Origin of the sequence: Candidatus Kosakonia sp. 282A-S69, from assembly GCF_029433855.1 — a bacterium.
Taxonomy (GTDB): domain Bacteria; phylum Pseudomonadota; class Gammaproteobacteria; order Enterobacterales; family Enterobacteriaceae; genus Kosakonia; species Kosakonia cowanii_A.
In genome coordinates this window covers 408,468-427,900 of record NZ_JAROAU010000001.1, presented here as the reverse complement: position 1 = coordinate 427,900, position 19,433 = coordinate 408,468, and the positions used below count along the sequence as shown (strand labels likewise).

Below are 19,433 nucleotides of genomic sequence, written 5' to 3'. Positions count from 1 at the left end.
AAAGCCCTCGCTAAATAACGAGGGCTTTTTACTTACTGCTGCGGCGGGATATCCGACACATCCGGGCGCACATCGTCGCTGGCGGCGGCGGGCGCGGCGGTCTGCGGTTTCATCACCTCTTCCCACGTCGCTTGCAGCTCCTGCATATTATGCTCCGGCTCGCCTTTCGGCTGCATCAGCACCAGCGTCATATCTTGTGACAGCTGCTGATGCAGATCCTGGTTCAGCATCTGCGGCGTCAGGTTGTCGAGAAAGCGCTGGCGCAGTTTCTGATACTGCTCCGGCGCGATATCCACTACCTGGTTTTGCAGGGAGCGCATGCGCTGGCTAATGAGAATATCGGTATCGGCGCGGGCATAGGTGGCGAACAGCTTCTGCAGTTCGAGAGACTTCTGCGCAATCAGCGCTTTCAGCTCCTCTTCCGGCAGCCCTTTTTCGCGCACTTTCGCCAGCTCGCGCGCAATCACGCCGGTGTTGGCGTTCAGCTTGTCGTTGGGCGAATCGACGTTAATGGCGCACTGCGCACGCTGGAACAGCACGCGGCAGTCGAAGCCGAGGCTCAAATCTTTGGCGTTGTTCTTGTTGAGGCTCTGCTGAACGTGCCAGAACAGCGCTTCACGGGCTAAATCTGCCCGCCAGTAGCGCTCCAGCTCCGCCGATTCACGGATCGGCTGCCAGGCCGACTCCCACATGATCGACAGGCGATCCTGGGTGACCGCCTCGCTCATCAGGCTTACCGGCTGATGCGGCAGCGGCGAAAGCGTCGCGACCGGAGTCGGCGTATGGCGTTTGCCTTTCAGCTCGCCAAAGGTTTTGGTGATCTGCTCGGCAACTGCGCGGCTGTCGACGTTGCCAACCACAATCAGCGTCATCGCATCCGGCGTGTACCATTTTTCATAGAAATCTTTTAGCTGCGCGGCATCGACCGGCGCTTTCACCTCTGCCGCCGGGTCGTGGCTCAACAGCGGCGACCCTTTCAGCCGGTAGCGCCACCAGCTCTCTTTGGTGTCGGCAGGCCAGGTCGCGACCATATCATTACTGCTCAGCGCGTAATTGAGCGTCTCAGGGGTAATGGTAAGTTTCCCGGCGGCATCGGCCAGATAAACCATCGCCTCTTTCAGCAGATCGCTGCGGTTATTCGGCAGACTGAGGTTATAGAGCGTGTATTCGTAGGAGACCAGCGTCGGCGGCAGCGGGCGTTTCGGGTCAATGCCCTGTTGCCAGAGAGATCGCACCTGCGCCGGTTCGAGGCGGCCGCTGTGGGTTAAGGCAACGCGGGGAATAACGTGGCTGAAACCGCTCTGCTGCGCATTTTCGGTGAGCGAGCCGGTATCAATTGAGAGACGAATTTCAATACGATCGCTTGGGCGCTGCGGTGTGGAGAGAACCTGCCACTGGAAACCATTCGCCAGCTTGCCTTGTTGCCATGCCGGATCGGGCTGGAGCGCCTCTGCCTGCACATAACCGGCCGCTGCCAACATCAGCAACCCGCCTGTTAACAATCGAATTTTTGTGCCCTGCATGAGAACCCCTAATCAACATTCCTGGTTAAAAAGTATGCCGCCCATAGGTCAATGGACAGACATAAAACACTCCGCTTTTAGACCGCAGGAAACGCAAAACGTCACAGCGCGAAGTGAAGAATCCCGAAAATTCAGCGTGAATTGTGACGGAAGCAAGGGGGTAATTATGCTTAGCTGCCCGTAGCCAGACAAGGACTACGGGCGTAAGTCTTGAAATTACGAAGAGATTTCTGACGTTTTTGCGGCGCTGGTTCGATTATTAAGCGTATCGTTAAGCTGTTTTTCATCCAGCTCTTTAACCCATTTCGCCACCACAATCGTCGCCACGCCGTTACCGACCAGGTTGGTCAGCGCACGCGCTTCGGACATAAAGCGGTCAATGCCGAGGATCAGCGCCAAGCCCGCAACTGGCAGATGGCCGACCGCAGAGAGCGTCGCCGCCAGCACGATAAAGCCGCTACCCGTAACCCCGGCCGCCCCTTTGGAGGAGAGCAGCAGCACCACCAGCAGGGTGATCTGATGGAAAATATCCATGTGGCTGTTGGTCGCCTGAGCGATAAATACCGCCGCCATCGTCAGGTAAATCGATGTGCCGTCCAGGTTAAAGGAGTAGCCTGTCGGGATCACCAGCCCAACCACCGATTTGCGGCAGCCCAGGCGCTCCATCTTCTCCAGCATGCGCGGCAGCGCCGACTCTGAGGAGGAGGTACCCAGCACAATCAGCAGCTCTTCGCGGATATAGCGAATGAATTTGAAGATGTTGAACCCGGTAATGCGCGCGATACTGCCGAGCACAATCACCACAAACAGGATACAGGTGGCGTAGAAACAGATGATCAGCTGGCCCAGCTGCACCAGCGACCCGACGCCATATTTGCCGATGGTAAAGGCCATCGCACCGAACGCACCAATGGGTGCCAGGCGCATGATCATATTGATGATGCCGAAAATCACCTGCGAGAAGCTTTCGATGACGTTAAAAATCAGCTGGCCTTTGTGGCCCAGGCGATGCAGGGCAAAGCCAAACAGCACGGCGAAGAGCAGCACTTGCAGGATGTTGCCGCTGGCGAAAGCGCCAATCACGCTCGCCGGGATGACATCCATAATAAACGCCACAATCCCCTGCGACTGCGCCTGTTCGGCATAGACCGCTACCGCCTTCGCATCGAGCGTGGAAGGATCGACATTCATCCCCGCGCCGGGCTGCACGACGTTAACGATAATCAGGCCGATGATCAGCGCCAGCGTACTGACGATTTCAAAGTAGAGCAGTGCCACTGCGCCGGTTCGCCCGACCGCTTTCATGCTCTCCATACCGGCAATACCGGTAACAACGGTACAGAAGATAACCGGCGCGATGATCATCTTGATGAGCTTCACGAAGCCATCACCAAGAGGTTTCATCTGTGCGCCGAGTTCAGGGTAGTAATGGCCAAGCAAAATACCGATAGCGATCGCTGTCAGGACCTGAAAGTAGAGACTTTTAAACAGGGAGGTTTTCATAAGGTGTCCTTGAGATTAACCTCAGGCTTTATAGGGTTTTCGGTTAGCCTGCGGATTAAAAATAACACCCGTCCAACATGACAGAAATGTGCTTACGGCGTTTCTGAAACAAGAATGTTAAAAACTTTGAGCTGACTCGCACAATCCCGTAACAAAGTAACTATTTTAATCAACGTCCGTCGCAGCCAGATAGCGCTTCTCAAAGGCATCCGGCGACACGACCTCATCCTTAGCGGAAAAGAGCTGACGTTCGCAGATATCGAGGCGTAATCTCTGAGGCGGAAGATCGTAGTGGCGCAGCCGCTCATCGACGCTGGCCACACTCGTCTGCTGCAGTAGCGCCCCGGCAGGGAGCGCAACCGCCAGCGGTAACGTAATGCCCCGCGCCTGCCAGTCAGTCAGCAGGTGACACGCCTCTTCCAGCATCCAGTCGCACACTTTGCCGGTGAGCCCGCAAGCCTCGATTTGCGAGAACAGCGCCGCGTCAGAGACCTCATTATCATCAGGCTTACGTAAACGCAGCAGCGCGCGGGCGCTGACCACTTCGCCATCCGGCTGTGCGCGCAGCGGTTGCAGCCAGAGCGCAAAACGCTGCTGCTCAAGCGCGGTAAGGATCTCAGCCTCCTGCAAGAGCCAGCGCTGGGCCGCTTCACGCTGCTGCGCATCGAAGAAGTGGATCTGGTTTTTGCCCGTACGCTGGGCGGTAGTAAGCGCAGAAGCGGCCTGCTGCAACAGCGCCTGAGCAGAGTGCGCGCTGCCTGTCATCGCTACCCCAAGGTTAGCGTGCGGGCGTAACTGAATCCCCTTCAGCGGTACCCGCTCGTTGATAACAGTGAGCACTTGCTTACTTAATTTCATCGCCTGCCAGGGCGCCTCGATAGCGGGCGCGAACAGAGCGAAATCGCTGATATTAAGCTGTGCCAGCATCATACCCGGCGACAGCACCGATTTGAGCTTCTCCACCAGCGTCAGCAGCAGCACTTCACGCTGCTCTTCGTGCAACACCCCGGCGGTGTCGCGCAGGGTGTCACTGGAGATAACCAGCAGCGCAGCGCGTACGTCCGCGGTTACGGCCTGCTCAAGCAGCGCCAGCAGGACGGCTTTATTCGGCAGTTCAGAGACCGGGAAACGCACCGTTTGGGCATGGCTCTCCTCTTGCTGATGCTGGAGCTGCTGCTGATTGCGGTTATAGCTGCGCACAATGCGGCCAATTTCATCATCATGATGGTGGCGCGGCAGCGGCAGCTGGTGGCCGGGCAGCGCCTGCGGCGGTACCTCATCCAGCTCGCGGGCGATTTTACGCAGCGGGTGCATCACCAGCCGGTTGATGCACCAGGTCAGCGCTACGGTGAGCATTAACGTCAGCAGTAAGTAAGCCGTCACTAACGTCGAGAGCGTACTGATCACAAACTTATAGACGCGGTACGAGTCTGCCTGCAACACGAGGTAGGCCAGCGGCTGCGGATTTACCGGGCGCTCCAGTGAATAGATGGGCAGTGAGATCTGGATCGGCAGCTCAAACATGCGGGTGATGGTCACCGGCACCGGGCGCTCGGGAATAAAGCGCATGCGCAGCGCCTGAAACTGATTGGGTAGCATCACGTCGGCTCGGCTTACCACGCCTGCGGGTTTAATCTGTTTGATAATTGCTTCGGCTTCAGGAATATCCGCCTTTAAAATTGCTGCCGAGAGGGGTTCGCGCACAGAGCGGGCAATACTTTCCAGTTGCGTAGCCGTGTTATAGCGATTCTGCTGCAGGAAATGGAACAGCAAAATAACGCAAAAAATAAGCACAAAGAACATGGAGACAACAGCAACCATGGCCATTTGTTTGATGGTTAAAGAACGGCTAACACGCAAAATCACTCTCCAGAGAAACAATCGGCGCAGAGGATGGGTCAGGATGACTCTGCCGCCAGAGTATACTCTATCGCGATGCGATTAAGATAAGGGACTACGCAGATTCTCATTGGCCCACGAGTGGCGCAAAAAGATGTAATAACACTTTGAATCTTATGCAGTTAATCGCCGCGCAATGCAGCCAGTACGCGGCACTCTTCCGCCAGGAATAGTCTATTTTTACCAGTCGGCCTGCGGCACCAGCGGTTGCAGCGGCATATCCATGTCGCCCTGCCAGCCCGCGGCAGAGTAGCGCACATAAATCATCCCGTGGCTTGGGGTGTAATCTTTCGCCTGCTGAATATCAATGCCTGCGCCGATAAACCAGTTGTTCGTCACCCGCCGCTCGACCAGTGCGCGCGCGGTATAACCAAAGCCATTACTGTGGCTTCCCCTCTCCGGGATATCGCGTGCTTGTGCGCGGAAATCTGCCGGAATGAGATTTAAGCGCGGATAGCGCGGCATGGTTTTGTTCCGCGAGTGCGACCACGAAGCGGACCCGCCCAGCTCCCACGACCAGTTCTCCGTGCGTTGACGCCACAGCACCGGAACCGCAAAGGAGAGGTACTCCTGCGGGCTGTAGTAACCGCCCTGGCCCAGCGTGTAGTTGCTCAGGTCTTTATCGTAGTGCCAGATCATGTTGTTCAGGCCGACGGTGACGCGCCGATTATTCTCATTAATCAGCTTGTAGTAGTAGCCCGTCATCCAGCGTACGCGCCAGTTATCGTCAACGTTTTTCCCCTGCAGCGTATCTGCACCGAGGCTTGCCCAGACGCCGTTGGCTTCGCCTTTATCGTAACTGAGGCTCAGCGTAGCGCCGTTGGCGCGCACCCCGCCCCAGGTTTTGCCAGTGTTGGGATCTTTCTGCCCGCCAAATGCCAGCAGCGAACTGGAGATAGCGCGACGATGCAGATCAACGGTGTAACCGAGCGGCCCGACATCCCCGCTGTAGCTCACGCCGCCAACCACATCGACAACGTTGAAGCCCATCGGTGTGGTGCCGATATCCATCCCCCAGCGCTCGTTACGCCAGCCCGCGCCGAGGCTGACGCCGCGATCGGACTGATGGCGGTTACCGCCAACACACGGCACATCGCCACAAGTCCCAAAGTTCGGATCGTAGGTGCCATCGGCATTCTGGCTAAAGGTGCCGACATCCATATTCACCATGTCGGCGCGCAGCAACAGCCGTCCGTCTGCCAGCGGCGTATCCGCCTGCAGCATGGTCGTGTGGCCTTTCAAATCGGAGTAGCCGCCGGTGCCGCTGGAGCCGGAGTACTCATGCTGCAACGTGACGTTGAGATCCTGCTGGCGATAGAGATCCGCCGCATCGCTGCGCACGCCGCGCTTCAGCCAGTCATCGCGCTCGTCGTTACGCGTCAGGCGCGTAAAAGCATCATTATTGGCAGGGCGCTGCGGCGTAATACCTGCGGCGACCATCGCCTCTTTATAGTGCTCCAGCGCCTGCTGCGGCGCGCCGTGCTGCGCCTCAAACCGTGCGGCATCGCGCAGCACCAGCGCGCTCTCCATCGACGGCGGCTGCGCGTTGGCCTGCGGCACAATGGTGCTGAAAATGCGTTGTGCAGTGGCGCTGTCGCCAAGCTGGTTCTCTACCAGTGCCAGCCGTCGCTGGGTATTGATCGAGGGCGGCTCACCGGTCGCTGAGGCCGCAGGCAGTTTCGCCAGCTGCGCCCGCGCCGCCAGCGGATTGCCGCTGTAGGCATAGAGTTCAGCCAGCCCAAGCAGCGCCTCCGCATTAGCCGGTTCCCGCTGGAGTGCACGCTGATAATACTTTTCCGCCTCGGTGGCATCGCCGCGCTGCTGCGCCCAGTCGGCCAGAGTTAAATCGAGACGCGTGCTGGCAGGCTGCTGGGTTAACAGCGCGATGGCCTCCTCTTCATGGCCGCTGTCACGCAGACGGTTCGCCCGCTCCAGCAGCTGATTGCTTTGCAGCCGGTCGGCCAGCTCCTGAATATTGCTGTTCCACTGCGCTTTCGGCAGCGTGTTAAGGTGGTTTAGCGCTGCCTGTGCCCGCTCGGTGCCGGAGAGATAGAGGCCGTAGGCGTAAACCTGCTCGGCATCACCCGCTCTCTGCGCCGCCAGTTGGCGCATCAGGCTGTCCGCTTCGCTCCCCTGCCCGGCCTGACGCAGATCGCTTGCCAGCCGGTAGGTGATCCAGACGCTGCCCGGATCGAGCGCCAGCCGCTGCCGTTGCAGGGCGGCGGCCTGCGCCCACTCACCTTTGCTCTCCAGCGCCCCGGCCTGCTGCGCTAAACGATCGTTGGTCAGGCTGCGTTCAATATCATCGATACTGCGCCGCTGGCTGGCGTTGAGCGACTGGATAAAGCGTTCGGCTTTTTCCGGCGACTCGGCGCGGTAAATATTGGCCAGCCCGCGTACGGCATTGGTATTCTCGCTGTCCATACGCAGCGCCTGGCGGTAGAAGGTCTCTGCTGCGGCGTTATCTTTGCGCGCCGCCGCCGCGTCCCCGAGACCAAGCACCGCGTAGCTGTCGCTGTTATCCGTCGCCCTTGCCTGCTGGTAGTAACGCTCAGCCTGCGCCGGATTGTTGGCTTTTAACGCCTCATCGCCCTGCTGGATCAGCAACCAGTAGCGGTTGGTTTGCAGCAGGCTGTCCCACTTGCTGCGACTCCCGCTGTTCGGATCCATAGCGATAGCTTTTTCAAACTGCGCCACCGCACGGGCGCGATCGCCGCTTTGTGAATAAGCCTGGCCCAGCGCGCCAACGGCTTCGCTGTCGGCGTTGTTGGCATTAACCGCCTGTTGCAGCTCACTAATCGCTTTCGCCCCCTGCCCGGCATCCACTGCCGCAAGGCCGGCCGCGCGGGCGCGAAACGCCGGATCGGCAAGCTGTTTTTGCTGCGCCGCCAGCAGCGAACGGGCGTTATCTACCGTGTCGCCGGCGGAGAAGAGGGTCAGAAAATGTTGCAGTGCTTTAACGCTGGCATCGCTGACCGGCATACGCTGGATCTGCTGATACCAGAGCCCCGCCGCCGTGTCGCGCCCGGCGTTCGATTTCGCCATCTCCTCCAGCAGCGCATAGCCTTCGGCATCGCGACCGTCGGCAAACAGCATCTGCGCCAGCCCGCCCTGCAGCTGCGCATTTCCAGGGTTACGGCTGTTCAGCGCCTGCAGCCGGCTTACCGCCTCGTTGTGGCGCGCCGGCACTTTTGCCACCAGCAGCCAGTACTCAACGGCAATATCGCCCTCCGGCGGGTTGCCTTTAAACAGCGCGTCATAGGCGGCAATCGCCTCCTGCGTGTGGCCGGTGGTAGCCTGTAAACGCGCCTGTTGCAGCGCCTGGCGGCCCTCAGCCGAGGAGAGCGCCATGGTGGTAACCGACGCTTTATAGGCGCTGGAGTCCGGTGCCAGCTGCTTTAAGCGGTCGAGCTGCTTTTGCGCACCGGCCTGGTCCCCCTGGCGCAACAGATAGCGCATGCGCGCCGCCACCACCTCAGGGTTATCAGGGTCGATCAGTTCAAGGCGGTAGATCGACTGGCGCACCAGATCCTCGCGGCGGGCGCTTTCACCCAGACGCACCTGTGACAGCAGCTGCTGCTGCGCGCTGGTTGGTTCAGCCGCTCCGGCAGCAGGCGCCAGCGAGAGGCCGATAGCAACACAAAGAAGCGTTACGGAGAACTTGTGCATTCCGGGCCCCAGTCAGGTTGTAACTCACCGCGAGGGGTGAAGCGAAAACGGTGTTGATCCCAGCCCTGGCCGAACAGCGTCAGCACCGAGCTGAAGTAGGCATCATCGCCGGGATAGTGGTCGGCGACGCGCTGTCGCTGCACGGCCTGCGCATCGCGATCCTGCAAGAAGGGGAGCATCGAGGCGGCAAAGCCGACCGGGCCATCGCCGCGGATCTGCCCGCTGGCGACATCCACCTTCTCCGGTACCACGCCATTTTTTATCGTGGCGGTCGCCATCGGCTTCAGTTTGTTGAGCAGGCGCGCCTTCTGCGGATCGGCATCATTCATCATCCCGACCCAGAGATAGACGCGGATGGCATCGTAGCTGCTGATCAGCGTTTTCTCTGCCTGCAACTGCCACCCTTTATCCTTCTCATAACGCACCCAGTCCGGCGAGAAGCCTTTAGGCGCGGTCTCCAGCAGCAGCCGCAGGTTGGTTTCACGCAGGGTCGACCACGGCGCGCCGAAGCGGGTAAAGTAGCTTGCCAGCTGCGGCGGCAGGTAGCTTGGGTTAAAGCGCCACGTCGTCGGTTCAGCGAAGCTGACTTTACCGGGCAGCAGCATGGAACCGAGCCCCGGCACTGTGACCACTTCCTCTTTCGCAATCCGCGTCAGCAGGGCTTTACCCAGCTGGCTGTAGCGATCCTCTTTCCACAGCCTGCCCGCTTCCAGCAGTGACCAGGCGATCCAGATATCGGCGTCAGAAGCGGAGTTAGTGTCGAGCACCTCCCAGCCATTATCAGCCTTCTTGCCCCACAGCCAGGCGGGAAGCTGTTTGTTAAGCGAGCCTGCGGCGAGGTTATTTTCGGTCCAGCGCAGAACGTTATCGAACATGGCGCGATCGTTAGCGGCCAGCGCGAAGAAGAGCGCGTAACTCTGCCCTTCCGAGGTGGTGATTTTGCGCGAATCGCTCGGGTCGATCACCCGCCCGCCCTCGCTGATATAGGCCTGTTTAAAGTGGTCCCAGGCCGGCCAGTGACAGGCGGCGCGCACATTCACCGCCGCCAGCACCAGCATCGCCATCACCACCCAGCGTACGCTTTTCATTACCGTTTACTCATGATCCGAAGGGTCAAGACGGCGGCGGCTGATGATACGCAGCAGACGCCACAACACCCATGCCATTAACACCACGCAGAGCGCCGCCAGCACCGCCAGCAGCACCGGATGGTTCGCCAGCGCATACCAGATGCGCTCGAACCACGGCAGGTGGCCAACATAATAAATATCGCCGACACGCAGACCATTCACGCCCGATTCACGGATCACCGTGACCGAGCCGTAGATCGCCGCACGTTTGCCGCTGTCATTAATCGCCCCGTTCAACAGCTCGTAACCGCGCGGGCTGTCGGCAAGCAGCGCTACCACGCTGCGCTGATCGTGATAGGGTGACTGGAAGCCGATAATCGCCGCCATCGGGCCATCTGAGGTGATGCCGGTTTGCGCATCGGCTTGGCGATCGGCGGCATCCGGCACAATCGACGGGAATGGCGTCTGGCGCAGCGGGGTTTTTACCCAGCTCTGCGCAGCATTCACCAGCAGATCGATATGCTTATCATCTTTCAGCTCTGACGGAATGGCACCGATGATCATGATATCGGCGTCTTTATCCTTAATCTGGTTGCCATCATTGGTTAACTGCACGTTAATGGCCGGGAAACCGGTCTGTGCGCCCACCGTGCCTAACGAGTCAAGCAGCGTGGCAACCTGTGCCGGCGTCGGCTGCGGCGGCGTCACGACGATGGTCTGCGACAGATCCGCCATGCGGCTAAACGGGAAGCCCGCATTGGCAAAAGCACGCAGGTCCGGCATCGCAAGGAAGTGGTAATACTTCGAGAAGTCGATGGTTGAGTCATCGCCAATCACCACACGGTTCGGCACCTGCTGGAAGGTGACGCAGTTTTCAATCGTGCCGCCCGGCATCGGGTTCATATACTGGAAATCGAAGCGCAGCTGGTTCACCGCGCCCAGCTTCAGCGCCGGGATCGAAACATCGGTTTTGCTATCAAGTAGCCCTTGCAGTACCGGCAGACGCAGCAGCAGATTGTTGCTCTCCTGGTTGCCGGTCAGGTTGAAGTATTGCAGGTACTGGTTATTGAGGCTGATGTCCATCCGCGAGCCATCTTTGGTCGGCGGCGCGGTATAGCGATAGTTAAGGTTCATGTCGATGCCAGTGCTGCGCAGCAGATAGAGATCCGGCGGCAGGTTCAGCGACAGGTTAATGGATGAAGGCTGGAGGCCGGTCGCCTGCAACTGCTCTTCGTAGCTTTTCAGCTCGCCGAAGGTCACCGCGCGGTCGGTGCGCACCCAGTTTGGCGCATCGTAAGGCTGGCGCGCCAGCAGCGGTTTCACCTCATCCACCGTCACGCTCTCGCCGCGAAACAGCACATTGCCCTGGGCAATGCCTTTCGCCGCCTGCAGCAGATCCTTATCGTCACGCCCGCTGATCACCAGCAGCTTCATGTACGGATTACTCGGGTGGTTGACCATGGAGATGGTCGGCCCCTTCGCCGGTGGCAAATCCTTAAGGAAATCAGGGCGTTTGTCGTTGGTGGCAAAGATGATGGCGTTGCTCTCCGGCAGCGCGTTATAGGAGACCGGGAAGGTCTGCCCGCGCCAGCCGGTGCGTGAACCGAACCACGAAGCGACAATCGCTGCCGCCTGCTGCTGCGTGATATCCGGCGCGCTGGCGAAGACCACCGGCAGCGTCAGCGGACGGTTATCGCGCGGGTCGTAGAACGGAATCGGGAAGTGGGAGAGATCGTTTTTCACCGACAGCTTCTGGTAGGTCAGATCGAGGGAACTGCTGCGCCCGATATCGAGCCACAGCGTTGAGCTGGCCGGGTTCTCACACACATCGCGGTAGTGGCCGACAAACTCCAGCCGCACGCGGTTAAAGTCGGTAATAAATAGCGGATTGATCGGCATCTGCGCCCGGGTCTTCTTACCCAGCTGCTCTTTGGTTACCGGCAGCACGCCCATCAACTCATCGTTCAGGTAGACCTTCAGCTGCGACTGCACCGGTAACAGCGACGGCGACGGCGTGTACTCAAGATTGAGCACCGCATTCGACACCACTTCATCGCTACGCGTGCCGAACTCAATCCCGCCATTCGGGTTGATACCGCGCAAGACCATGCTGCCTGGCGGCGGCGCGATCTCGGCGAAGGTGAGTTTCACATCGCGCGACGGCGCATCGACCGCTACTACCGGTGCATTCGCCCCCTGCGCGCCCGGCATCACCTGGCCTGTCGTCGTCTGGCCCTCCGTCGGCATGGTTGGCGTAACGCTCTCACTCTCTCCCGGCGCAGGCGTGACCACCGGTTGAGTCGCGGGCGCAACGGCAGGTACGCTCGGCGCGGGTTGCGCCGGCGCTGCGTGGGTCATCATCGGGGCCAGCGTGCTCATCCCCATAGCCACTGCACACATCCAGGATAGTTTTCTTTTCATCGCGTATTCATCATTGTTAAGCCAATCACGTCATCGGTTGCTGCACGGCCACACTCCGTTCCGGGCGGCGCGGAATAAAGGACACCACCCAGGACACCAGCGCGGTGAGCGAGCGGAAAATCACCTTGACGGATGAAGGAGCAAATTCCGCGAGATGGCGGTAGCCGCGGAAACCCAGTTTTAAAATATCCAGCAGGCTCTCCAGAGGTTTATCCTCCGGGAAGCTGTCCTGCCACAGCGCCCACGTATCGGCGCGGGCAAAGGTACACTGCACAAAATCGATATGCTGCCTGGTGGTCAGCGGCAGCAGTTGCAGGCCCACTTCATTGCCGTTGACGCGTGCCACGGTCGCCGGGAAGGCGTACTCCTGCTGGCCGCGTTTGAGCAGCAGGCTCACCTTCTGCCCCTCCAGCACCTGCGCCTGACCATTGATCCTGATACCAAGCCCACCGTCCGAGAAGTCCTGTACGGTACAGGAGAAGAGGTGCCCATCTTCGCGGGCGATAGCCGCAGGCATGGTCATTTCAACGCGGTGCGCGCGACGCACCTGCTTGCTCTCCACCGATACCGCTACCGCGCCGCCGAGGATCACCATGTTATAGAACACCCACGCGATACTGACAAAGACGGTGAGGATCTCGTTTTCCGGGCCGTAGAAGTAGCGCCAGATACCGACCGCCACGCCGAGCAGGTTGAGCAGCACCAGAAAGATATAGGGGCGCGAGATCACCCAGTCGACATACTCCTCTTCGACCAGCCCGCCTTTGGCGGTCACGTTGAACTTCCCTTTGTGCGGATTAATCAGCGCCACCAGCGTTGGCGGTGCGATATACCACGCCAGCACGGTTTCGTAGATCTCACTCCAGAAGGAGTGGCGGAACTTGCCCTGGATTTTCGAGTTGGTCAGGCTGGCGTGCACCATATGCGGCAGCACGAAGAGCGCGATCATAATCGCCGGGGCATAGATGATGTAGGCATGCAGCAGTAGAAACGCCAGCGGCGCGGTCAGGAAGATAAGCCGCGGAATGCCTGACAGGAAGTGGAACATGGCGTTGACGTAACAGAGCCGCTGGGCGAACTTCAGCCCTTTGCCCATAAGCGGGTTATCGAGGCGGAAAATCTGCACCATGCCGCGCGCCCAGCGGATACGCTGGCCGATATGCGCCGAGAGGCTCTCCGTCGCCAGTCCCGCCGCCTGCGGAATACGCATATAAGCGGAGGTATTACCGAGGCGGTGCAGGCGCAGCGAGGTGTGGGCATCCTCCGTAACCGTCTCAACCGCAATGCCGCCAATCTGATCCAGCGGCCCGCGGCGGATCACCGCACAGGAGCCGCAGAAGAAGGTGGCATCCCACATGTCGTTGCCATCCTGCACCAGGCCGTAAAAGAGCGTGCCCTCGTTCGGCGTTTTGCGAAAACGCCCGAGGTTGCGTTCAAACGGATCCGGCGAGAAGAAGTGGTGCGGCGTCTGCATCATCGCCAGCTTCTTCTCTTTCAGGAACCAGCCCATCGTCATCTGCAGGAAGGAGCGCGTTGGCACGTGGTCGCAGTCGAAAATCGACACGAACTCCCCCTTCGCATACTTGAGGGCGTTGTTGATATTGCCCGCTTTCGCATGCTCGTGAGTGGTACGGGCAATGTACTCCACGCCAACCTGTTTAGCGAACTGGCGAAACTCTTCGCGGCCGCCATCATCCAGAATCCAGACCTTGAGCTTCTCCTTCGGCCAATCGATACCCAGCGAGGCGTAGATGGTGTTTTTCACCACGTTGAGATCTTCGTTATAGGTCGGGACAAAAATATCGACCGACGGCCAGAGCGACATATCTTTCGGCAGCGGCACCGGCTGGCGGTTAAGGGGCCAGATCACCTGGAAGTAGCCGAGCACCAGCACAATCCACGCGTAGGTTTCAGCAAACAGCAGCACCAGGCCGCACACCAGGCTCACCGGATCGTCCCAGTTAAGCGTAGAGGTGTAGCGCCACCAGATATAGCGACAGGAGACCGTCAGGGAGAGCACCACCAGCATCAGCACCGAGAAGCGCCCCGGAATACGCCGCACCAGCAGCGCCACGCCCCACAGCAGAATCAAAAAGACAAATTGCGATAGCGGGTTAAAGGGCTGGGTAATACACAAAATGGCCAGCAGGAACGAGAAGGCCACCACGGTGCCGAGAATAATGCGCCGCACTTTCGGGTGGATATGCCCCAGCTCTTTTTTATTGTCGAGATGGCCGGTGCGCTGCGACATCCGCTCCGGCAGCGTTTCGAGGAAGTGGTGCCAGCGCCCGCGCAGCACGCGGATGCGGGCAAAGTGCTGGCGACGGGGCGATCTCGGTTCGCCCAGCGGGAGCGTCACCATCAGCCACAGGGTCTGGATCATGTAGCGCGCCGGGTCGAGCGGCCGCGGGCGGTCGGGATCGATATGCGGAAACCAGTGGCTCTGCTGCGCACGCAGCTGCTGCCAGCGTGGATGCTCCAGCGGGATAAACATCCAGGCGAGGATCGCCCAGAAACAGCCGGCCGCGGCGCTAAAGCGCGGCGCGCCATGCTGGCGATAATGCTGATAGCGCGCGTTCAGCCGCGCGCTCACCGGCGGAATAAGCAGCCAGGTGGCGAGGCGACTCATGCCTCACTCCCTTGCGTAGCGGGCGCGAAATGGAGCAGACACCAGTTTGCCAGGGTGAGGATCTCCTCTGCCGCCAGCGCATCGCTGCGGTATTCGCCAAGCGGCTGCTTCGCGGCCAGGCACTCTGCCATCGCCTCGTCGCGGTGGATGACCATTGGCATTATGCGCGGCTGGCTTTGCAGCCACACCTGCCAGAGATCGTCCTGCAACTGGCTGCCAATGCGCAGATCGTTAATTAGCAGATGCGCGCCGGTAGGCAGCGGCTGCTGGTGCAGGCGCACATGGCAGTTGGTGTCGGGTTTGATAATGGTGAAGAGATTGTCGCAGAGATCGATAAAGTGCCGCGCCAGCGGTGATACGCCGTGCGGCAGGTCAATCAGCACCCATTGATAGTCCTGCTGCGTTTTTAATACGGTCAGCGCGGAGGTCAACTGTCCGGCGACTGCGTCAAGCTGCGCGGCGTTTTCCCACTCGTTGGCCGCCAGGCGGCCAAACGGCAGCAGGTCGAGCTGGGTGGTATAGCGCATGCCGGCATCGCGCCACTCGTTACCGTCAAGCAGCGACCGCGCCCAGCCGGTTGGGTTCTCATACTCAACATTAAATGAGAGGCGCAGAAGGTTATCCGGGCAGGCATCAATTACCAGCACCGACTCACCTAAGAGTTGCAGTGACCAGGCCAGAGCCGCAGTGATCGAGGTCGTCCCCACGCCACCACGGATCCCCTGTAGTCCCAAGATGGTCATCCACGGGTCCTTTATTGTTGACGGGCTAATTCGGCCAGCAGCGGCCAGCGCTTAATCGCAGCAGCCAGTTGTTCGCGCTGGGAAATATCGGCATAGTCGATTTCAGGCAGGGAAAATACCCGGCTAAGTACCAAAAAATCGTTCTGGAATGTGTAACCCAGAGTCGGGTCAGATTGCGTAACGGGTTCATTTTTCGTCATGTTGGCCCGATCCCGGTTGCATATAAAATGGTGTAAAAAGCCACAGGGCATCGTGCCCAGGAAAATGCGTTTACATGCTAAATCTGATGTTCTTTAATTTCAATGTTAGGTTTATTTCTCGGCTTTCGCTAGTAAACTGAGTTACAGATAAATTCGCTGCAAGAGGGACACCGTGAACCCCATATTTTCTATCGGCATCCAATCATTATGGGACGAATTGCGTCACATGCCTGTGGGCGGGGTCTGGTGGCTAAATACCGACCGCGAGCAGGACGCCCTGAGCCTGCTCAATCAAACCCTTTCCGCGCAGGATAAGGCGGCGAAAGTTGCGGTAGCGGGCATGGGTCACGACCTGCGAAACCTCATAAAATTAGATAAAAATCACGGTCCGGAAAAAGTCGAGCTCTTCTCCATGCCAAAACAGGAAAATAGTCTATACTTTTTCACCCGCGATTTACTCAGCTCGATTGACCCGGACAAATATTTAGTGCTCCTGCTCTGTGCTAATAATGCATGGCAGAATATTCCCGCACCTAAATTACGCAAATGGTTAGAAAAAACTCAAGCATGGGCGAAATATAATAACTGCACCCTCGTGGTAATTAACCCCAGCAGCAACAATGATAAGCAATCCTCGATTCTGATGAGTGAATATCGCTCGCTTTTTGGTCTGGCGAGCCTGCGCTATCAAAATGGCATTCCGCTCTATGATGTCGCGTGGTGGTGCAACGAAAAAGGCATCAGCGCCCGGCAGCAGTTGCTGCTCACCGACGTTGAAGGGCAGTGGCAATTAGCCAGACAGGAAGAGGCCTCCGTGCAGCCGCGCAGCGATGAAAAACGTATTTTAAGTAATGTCGCCGTGCTGGAGGGGGCGCCGCCGCTCTCCGAACACTGGGCCCTGTTTGCCACCAACGAGGCGCTGTTTGAAGAGGCGCGCGCCAGCCAGGCGGCGACGCTGATTTTTGTCCTCGCGCAAAATAGCCAAATCGACGGTCTGGCGCGCCAGATCCACACCCTGCGCCGCCAGCGTGGTAACAATCTCAAAATTATTGTTCGTGAAACCATCGCCAGCCTGCGCGCCACCGATGAGCGCCTGCTGCTCGGCTGCGGTGCCAATATGGTGATCCCGTGGAATGCGCCGCTGTCGCGCTGCTTAACGCTGATTGAGAGCGTACAGGGGCAGCAGTTTACACGGCTGGTGCCGGAAGATATCTCCACTCTGCTGTCGATGACGCAGCCGCTGAAGCTGCGCGGCTTCCAGCCGTGGGAGGTGTTTTGCGATGCGGTGAGCAATATGGTCAACAACACGCTACTGCCGCCGGATGGTAAAGGGGTGCTGGTGGCGCTGCGCCCGGTGCCGGGCATTCGCGTTGAGCAGGCGCTCACCCTCTGTCGGCCAAACCGTGTCGGCGATATTGTCAGCATGAGCGACAACCGGCTGGTGCTCTTCTTATCCTTCTGCCGGGTTAACGATCTCGATACCGCGCTAAACCACATCTTCCCGCTGCCGACGGGCGATATCTTCTCTAACCGCATGGTGTGGTTCGAAGATAACCAGATCGCCGCCGAAGTGGTGCAGATGCGCGCCCTGCCGCCGGAGCGCGCCTCAAAACCGCTGCCCGCCACCCGCCAGGAGAAGAAGTTGATTAATGCCGAACACGATGGCACCAGTTGGCGTCGTATTCCGCAACCGCACCGGTTATTAAGCGATGTGACGGAGCCCTCCTCATGATGTCAGTCAGCGATATTATTCAGCTTATCGTGCTCTGCGCGCTGATCTTCTTTCCGCTGGGGTACCTTGCGCGCCACTGGCAGCGCCCGCTGCGTACCGCGCTCCGTTTAACTTTTACTAAACCCCGCTATGTAAAACCGATTGGCGTTTTACGCAGGGATTCGCACGCCAAGGCAGACCGTAAACATGACAAATAATACGATCCCCTCTTCTGCGCCCTCGCCGCTGTGGCAATACTGGCGCGGCCTTGCCGGCTGGAACTTCTACTTCCTGGTGAAGTTTGGGCTGCTGTGGGCAGGCTACCTCAACTTCCATCCGATGCTGAACCTGGTGTTTATGGCGTTTCTGCTGATGCCGCTGCCACGCCTGAGCCTGCACCGTCTGCGCCACTGGGTGGCAATCCCGCTCGGCTTCGGTCTCTTCTGGCACGACACCTGGTTACCCGGCCTTGAAAGTATGATGAGCCAGGGCTCGCAGGTGGCGGGCTTTAGCGCCGATTACCTGCTCGATCTGGTGACGCGCTTTATCAACTGGCAGATGATTGGCGCGGTGTTTGTGCTGCTGGTGGCGTGGCTCTTCCTGTCGCAGTGGATACGCGTCACGGTGTTTGTGGTGGCGATCATGATCTGGCTGAACGTGCTGACCTTAACCGGCCCGGCCTTTAATTTGTGGCCCGGCGGCCAGCCGACCACCACTGTCACTACCACCGGCGGTTCGCAGGCAGCCACGGTTGCCGCCTCGGGCAATACGCCAGTGGTCGGCGATATTCCGGCGCAAACGGCCCCGCCAACCTCGGAAAATCTCAACGCGTGGCTCGCCAGCTTCTACGCGGCGGAAGAGAAGCGCCAGAGCACCTTCCCGACGCAGCTGCCTGCGGATGCGCAGCCGTTCGATCTGCTGTTTATTAATATCTGCTCCCTTTCCTGGGCCGATATTGAAGCCGCCGGCCTGGCGTCGCACCCGCTCTGGTCGCACTTCGATATTGAGTTTAAAAACTTCAACTCGGCGACCGCCTACAGCGGCCCGGCGGCGATCCGTCTGCTGCGCGCCAGCTGCGGTCAGCCATCGCATAAGAACCTCTATCAACAGGCGAATAACCAGTGCTACCTGTTTGATAACCTGTCGAAACTCGGTTTTACCCAGCAGCTGATGATGGATCATAACGGCGAGTTCGGCGGCTTCCTGAAAGAGGTGCGCGACAATGGCGGCATGCAGGCACCGCTGATGAACCAGGCGGGGTTGCCGCCGACGCTGCTCTCCTTTGACGGCTCGCCGATTTTTGACGATACCGCGGTGCTTAACCGCTGGATGGAGTCAGATATCACCAAACAGGGCAAACCGACCGCGACGTACTACAACCTGCTGCCGCTACACGATGGCAACCACTATCCCGGCGATCGCAAAACGGCGGATTACAAACTGCGCGCGCAGAAGCTGTTTGATGAGCTGGATGCCTTCTTCACGCAGCTCGATAAGTCCGGGCGTAAAGTGATGGTGGTGCTGGTGCCGGAGCACGGGGCAGCATTGCAGGGGGATAAGATGCAGGTTTCCGGCTTGCGTGATATTCCAAGCCCATCCATCACCAACGTGCCGACAGCGATTAAGTTTTTCGGCATGAAAGCGCCCCATCAGGGTGCGCCGCTGGTGATTAACCAGCCGAGCAGCTTCCTCGCGGTCTCGGAGATAGTCACCCGTGTGCTGGATGGCAAAATCTTCACCCAGGATAGCGTCGACTGGGATAAGTTGATCGGTAACCTGCCACAAACCGCACCGGTATCGGAGAACGCCAACGCGGTGGTGATCCAGTACCAGAACAAACCGTACGTGCGGCTTAACGGCGGCGACTGGGTGCCCTATCCGCAGTAAAACCCTTGCCTGATGGCGCTGCGCTTATCAGGCCTACGAAAACCGCTCCGGTGGTATTCGCAGCCCCGGTAAGGTTCCAGTCATCCACATCGCACTTTGCGTAGGCCGGGTAAGGCGTAGCCGCCACCCGGCATCACGCACCGCAAATTCATACCGCACATTAACGTAGGCCGGGTAA

General features: G+C 59.0%; 11 protein-coding genes and 1 pseudogene. 3 read left to right on the top strand and 9 right to left on the bottom strand.

What is annotated here, in order from left to right; genetic code table 11:
- Positions 1-32 precede the first annotated feature (32 nt).
- From PU683_RS01920 to bcsR, 9 genes and pseudogenes are all read right to left on the bottom strand, one after another.
- Positions 33-1,523 carry a M16 family metallopeptidase gene (locus PU683_RS01920; protein WP_277169852.1) on the bottom strand — a complete coding sequence of 497 codons (1,491 nt, stop codon included), beginning with the start codon at positions 1,521-1,523 and terminating at the stop codon, positions 33-35.
- Positions 1,524-1,739: 216 nt separating this feature from the next.
- Positions 1,740-3,026: a dicarboxylate/amino acid:cation symporter gene (locus tag PU683_RS01915; protein ID WP_277169851.1), complete on the bottom strand. Its 1,287-nt coding sequence runs from the start codon at positions 3,024-3,026 to the stop codon at positions 1,740-1,742.
- A gap of 213 nt (positions 3,027-3,239) precedes the next feature.
- Positions 3,240-4,886, bottom strand: a pseudogene (locus PU683_RS01910) (EAL domain-containing protein); the annotation flags it as partial.
- Positions 4,887-5,105: 219 nt separating this feature from the next.
- A complete protein-coding gene (bcsC, locus tag PU683_RS01905; RefSeq protein WP_277169849.1) occupies positions 5,106-8,594 on the bottom strand; it encodes a cellulose synthase complex outer membrane protein BcsC in 3,489 nt (1,162 codons plus the stop codon).
- Entirely contained in the window at positions 8,576-9,682 is a 1,107-nt protein-coding gene (bcsZ, locus tag PU683_RS01900) for a cellulose synthase complex periplasmic endoglucanase BcsZ (RefSeq protein WP_277169848.1), read from the bottom strand. Before bcsZ ends, bcsC begins: the two co-directional genes overlap by 19 nt.
- A gap of 6 nt (positions 9,683-9,688) precedes the next feature.
- Entirely contained in the window at positions 9,689-12,085 is a 2,397-nt protein-coding gene (bcsB, locus tag PU683_RS01895; RefSeq protein ID WP_277169847.1) for a cellulose biosynthesis cyclic di-GMP-binding regulatory protein BcsB, read from the bottom strand.
- Between the two features lie 25 nt (positions 12,086-12,110).
- Complete coding sequence (gene bcsA, locus PU683_RS01890) at positions 12,111-14,714, bottom strand: UDP-forming cellulose synthase catalytic subunit (protein ID WP_277169846.1); 2,604 nt, start codon at positions 14,712-14,714, stop codon at positions 12,111-12,113.
- On the bottom strand, positions 14,711-15,457 hold the full coding sequence (gene bcsQ / locus PU683_RS01885; RefSeq protein ID WP_277169845.1) for a cellulose biosynthesis protein BcsQ: 747 nt from the start codon (positions 15,455-15,457) through the stop codon (positions 14,711-14,713). Before bcsQ ends, bcsA begins: the two co-directional genes overlap by 4 nt.
- 11 nt (positions 15,458-15,468) lie before the next feature.
- Complete coding sequence (gene bcsR / locus PU683_RS01880) at positions 15,469-15,657, bottom strand: cellulose biosynthesis protein BcsR (RefSeq protein ID WP_277169844.1); 189 nt, start codon at positions 15,655-15,657, stop codon at positions 15,469-15,471.
- A 172-nt stretch (positions 15,658-15,829) separates the two neighbouring features.
- On the opposite strand from bcsR, the gene bcsE reads away from it, so the two are divergent.
- The 3 genes from bcsE to bcsG are packed head-to-tail and all read left to right on the top strand — an operon-like array spanning position 15,830 to position 19,255.
- Positions 15,830-17,389: a cellulose biosynthesis c-di-GMP-binding protein BcsE gene (gene bcsE / locus PU683_RS01875; RefSeq protein WP_277169843.1), complete on the top strand. Its 1,560-nt coding sequence runs from the start codon at positions 15,830-15,832 to the stop codon at positions 17,387-17,389.
- Positions 17,386-17,586, top strand: a complete 201-nt coding sequence (gene bcsF / locus PU683_RS01870) for a cellulose biosynthesis protein BcsF (protein ID WP_277169842.1) — start codon at positions 17,386-17,388, stop codon at positions 17,584-17,586. Before bcsE ends, bcsF begins: the two co-directional genes overlap by 4 nt.
- Positions 17,576-19,255: a cellulose biosynthesis protein BcsG gene (bcsG, locus tag PU683_RS01865; protein ID WP_277169841.1), complete on the top strand. Its 1,680-nt coding sequence runs from the start codon at positions 17,576-17,578 to the stop codon at positions 19,253-19,255. The genes bcsF and bcsG overlap by 11 nt, the downstream gene beginning before the upstream one ends.
- The last annotated feature ends 178 nt before the right edge of the window (positions 19,256-19,433 follow it).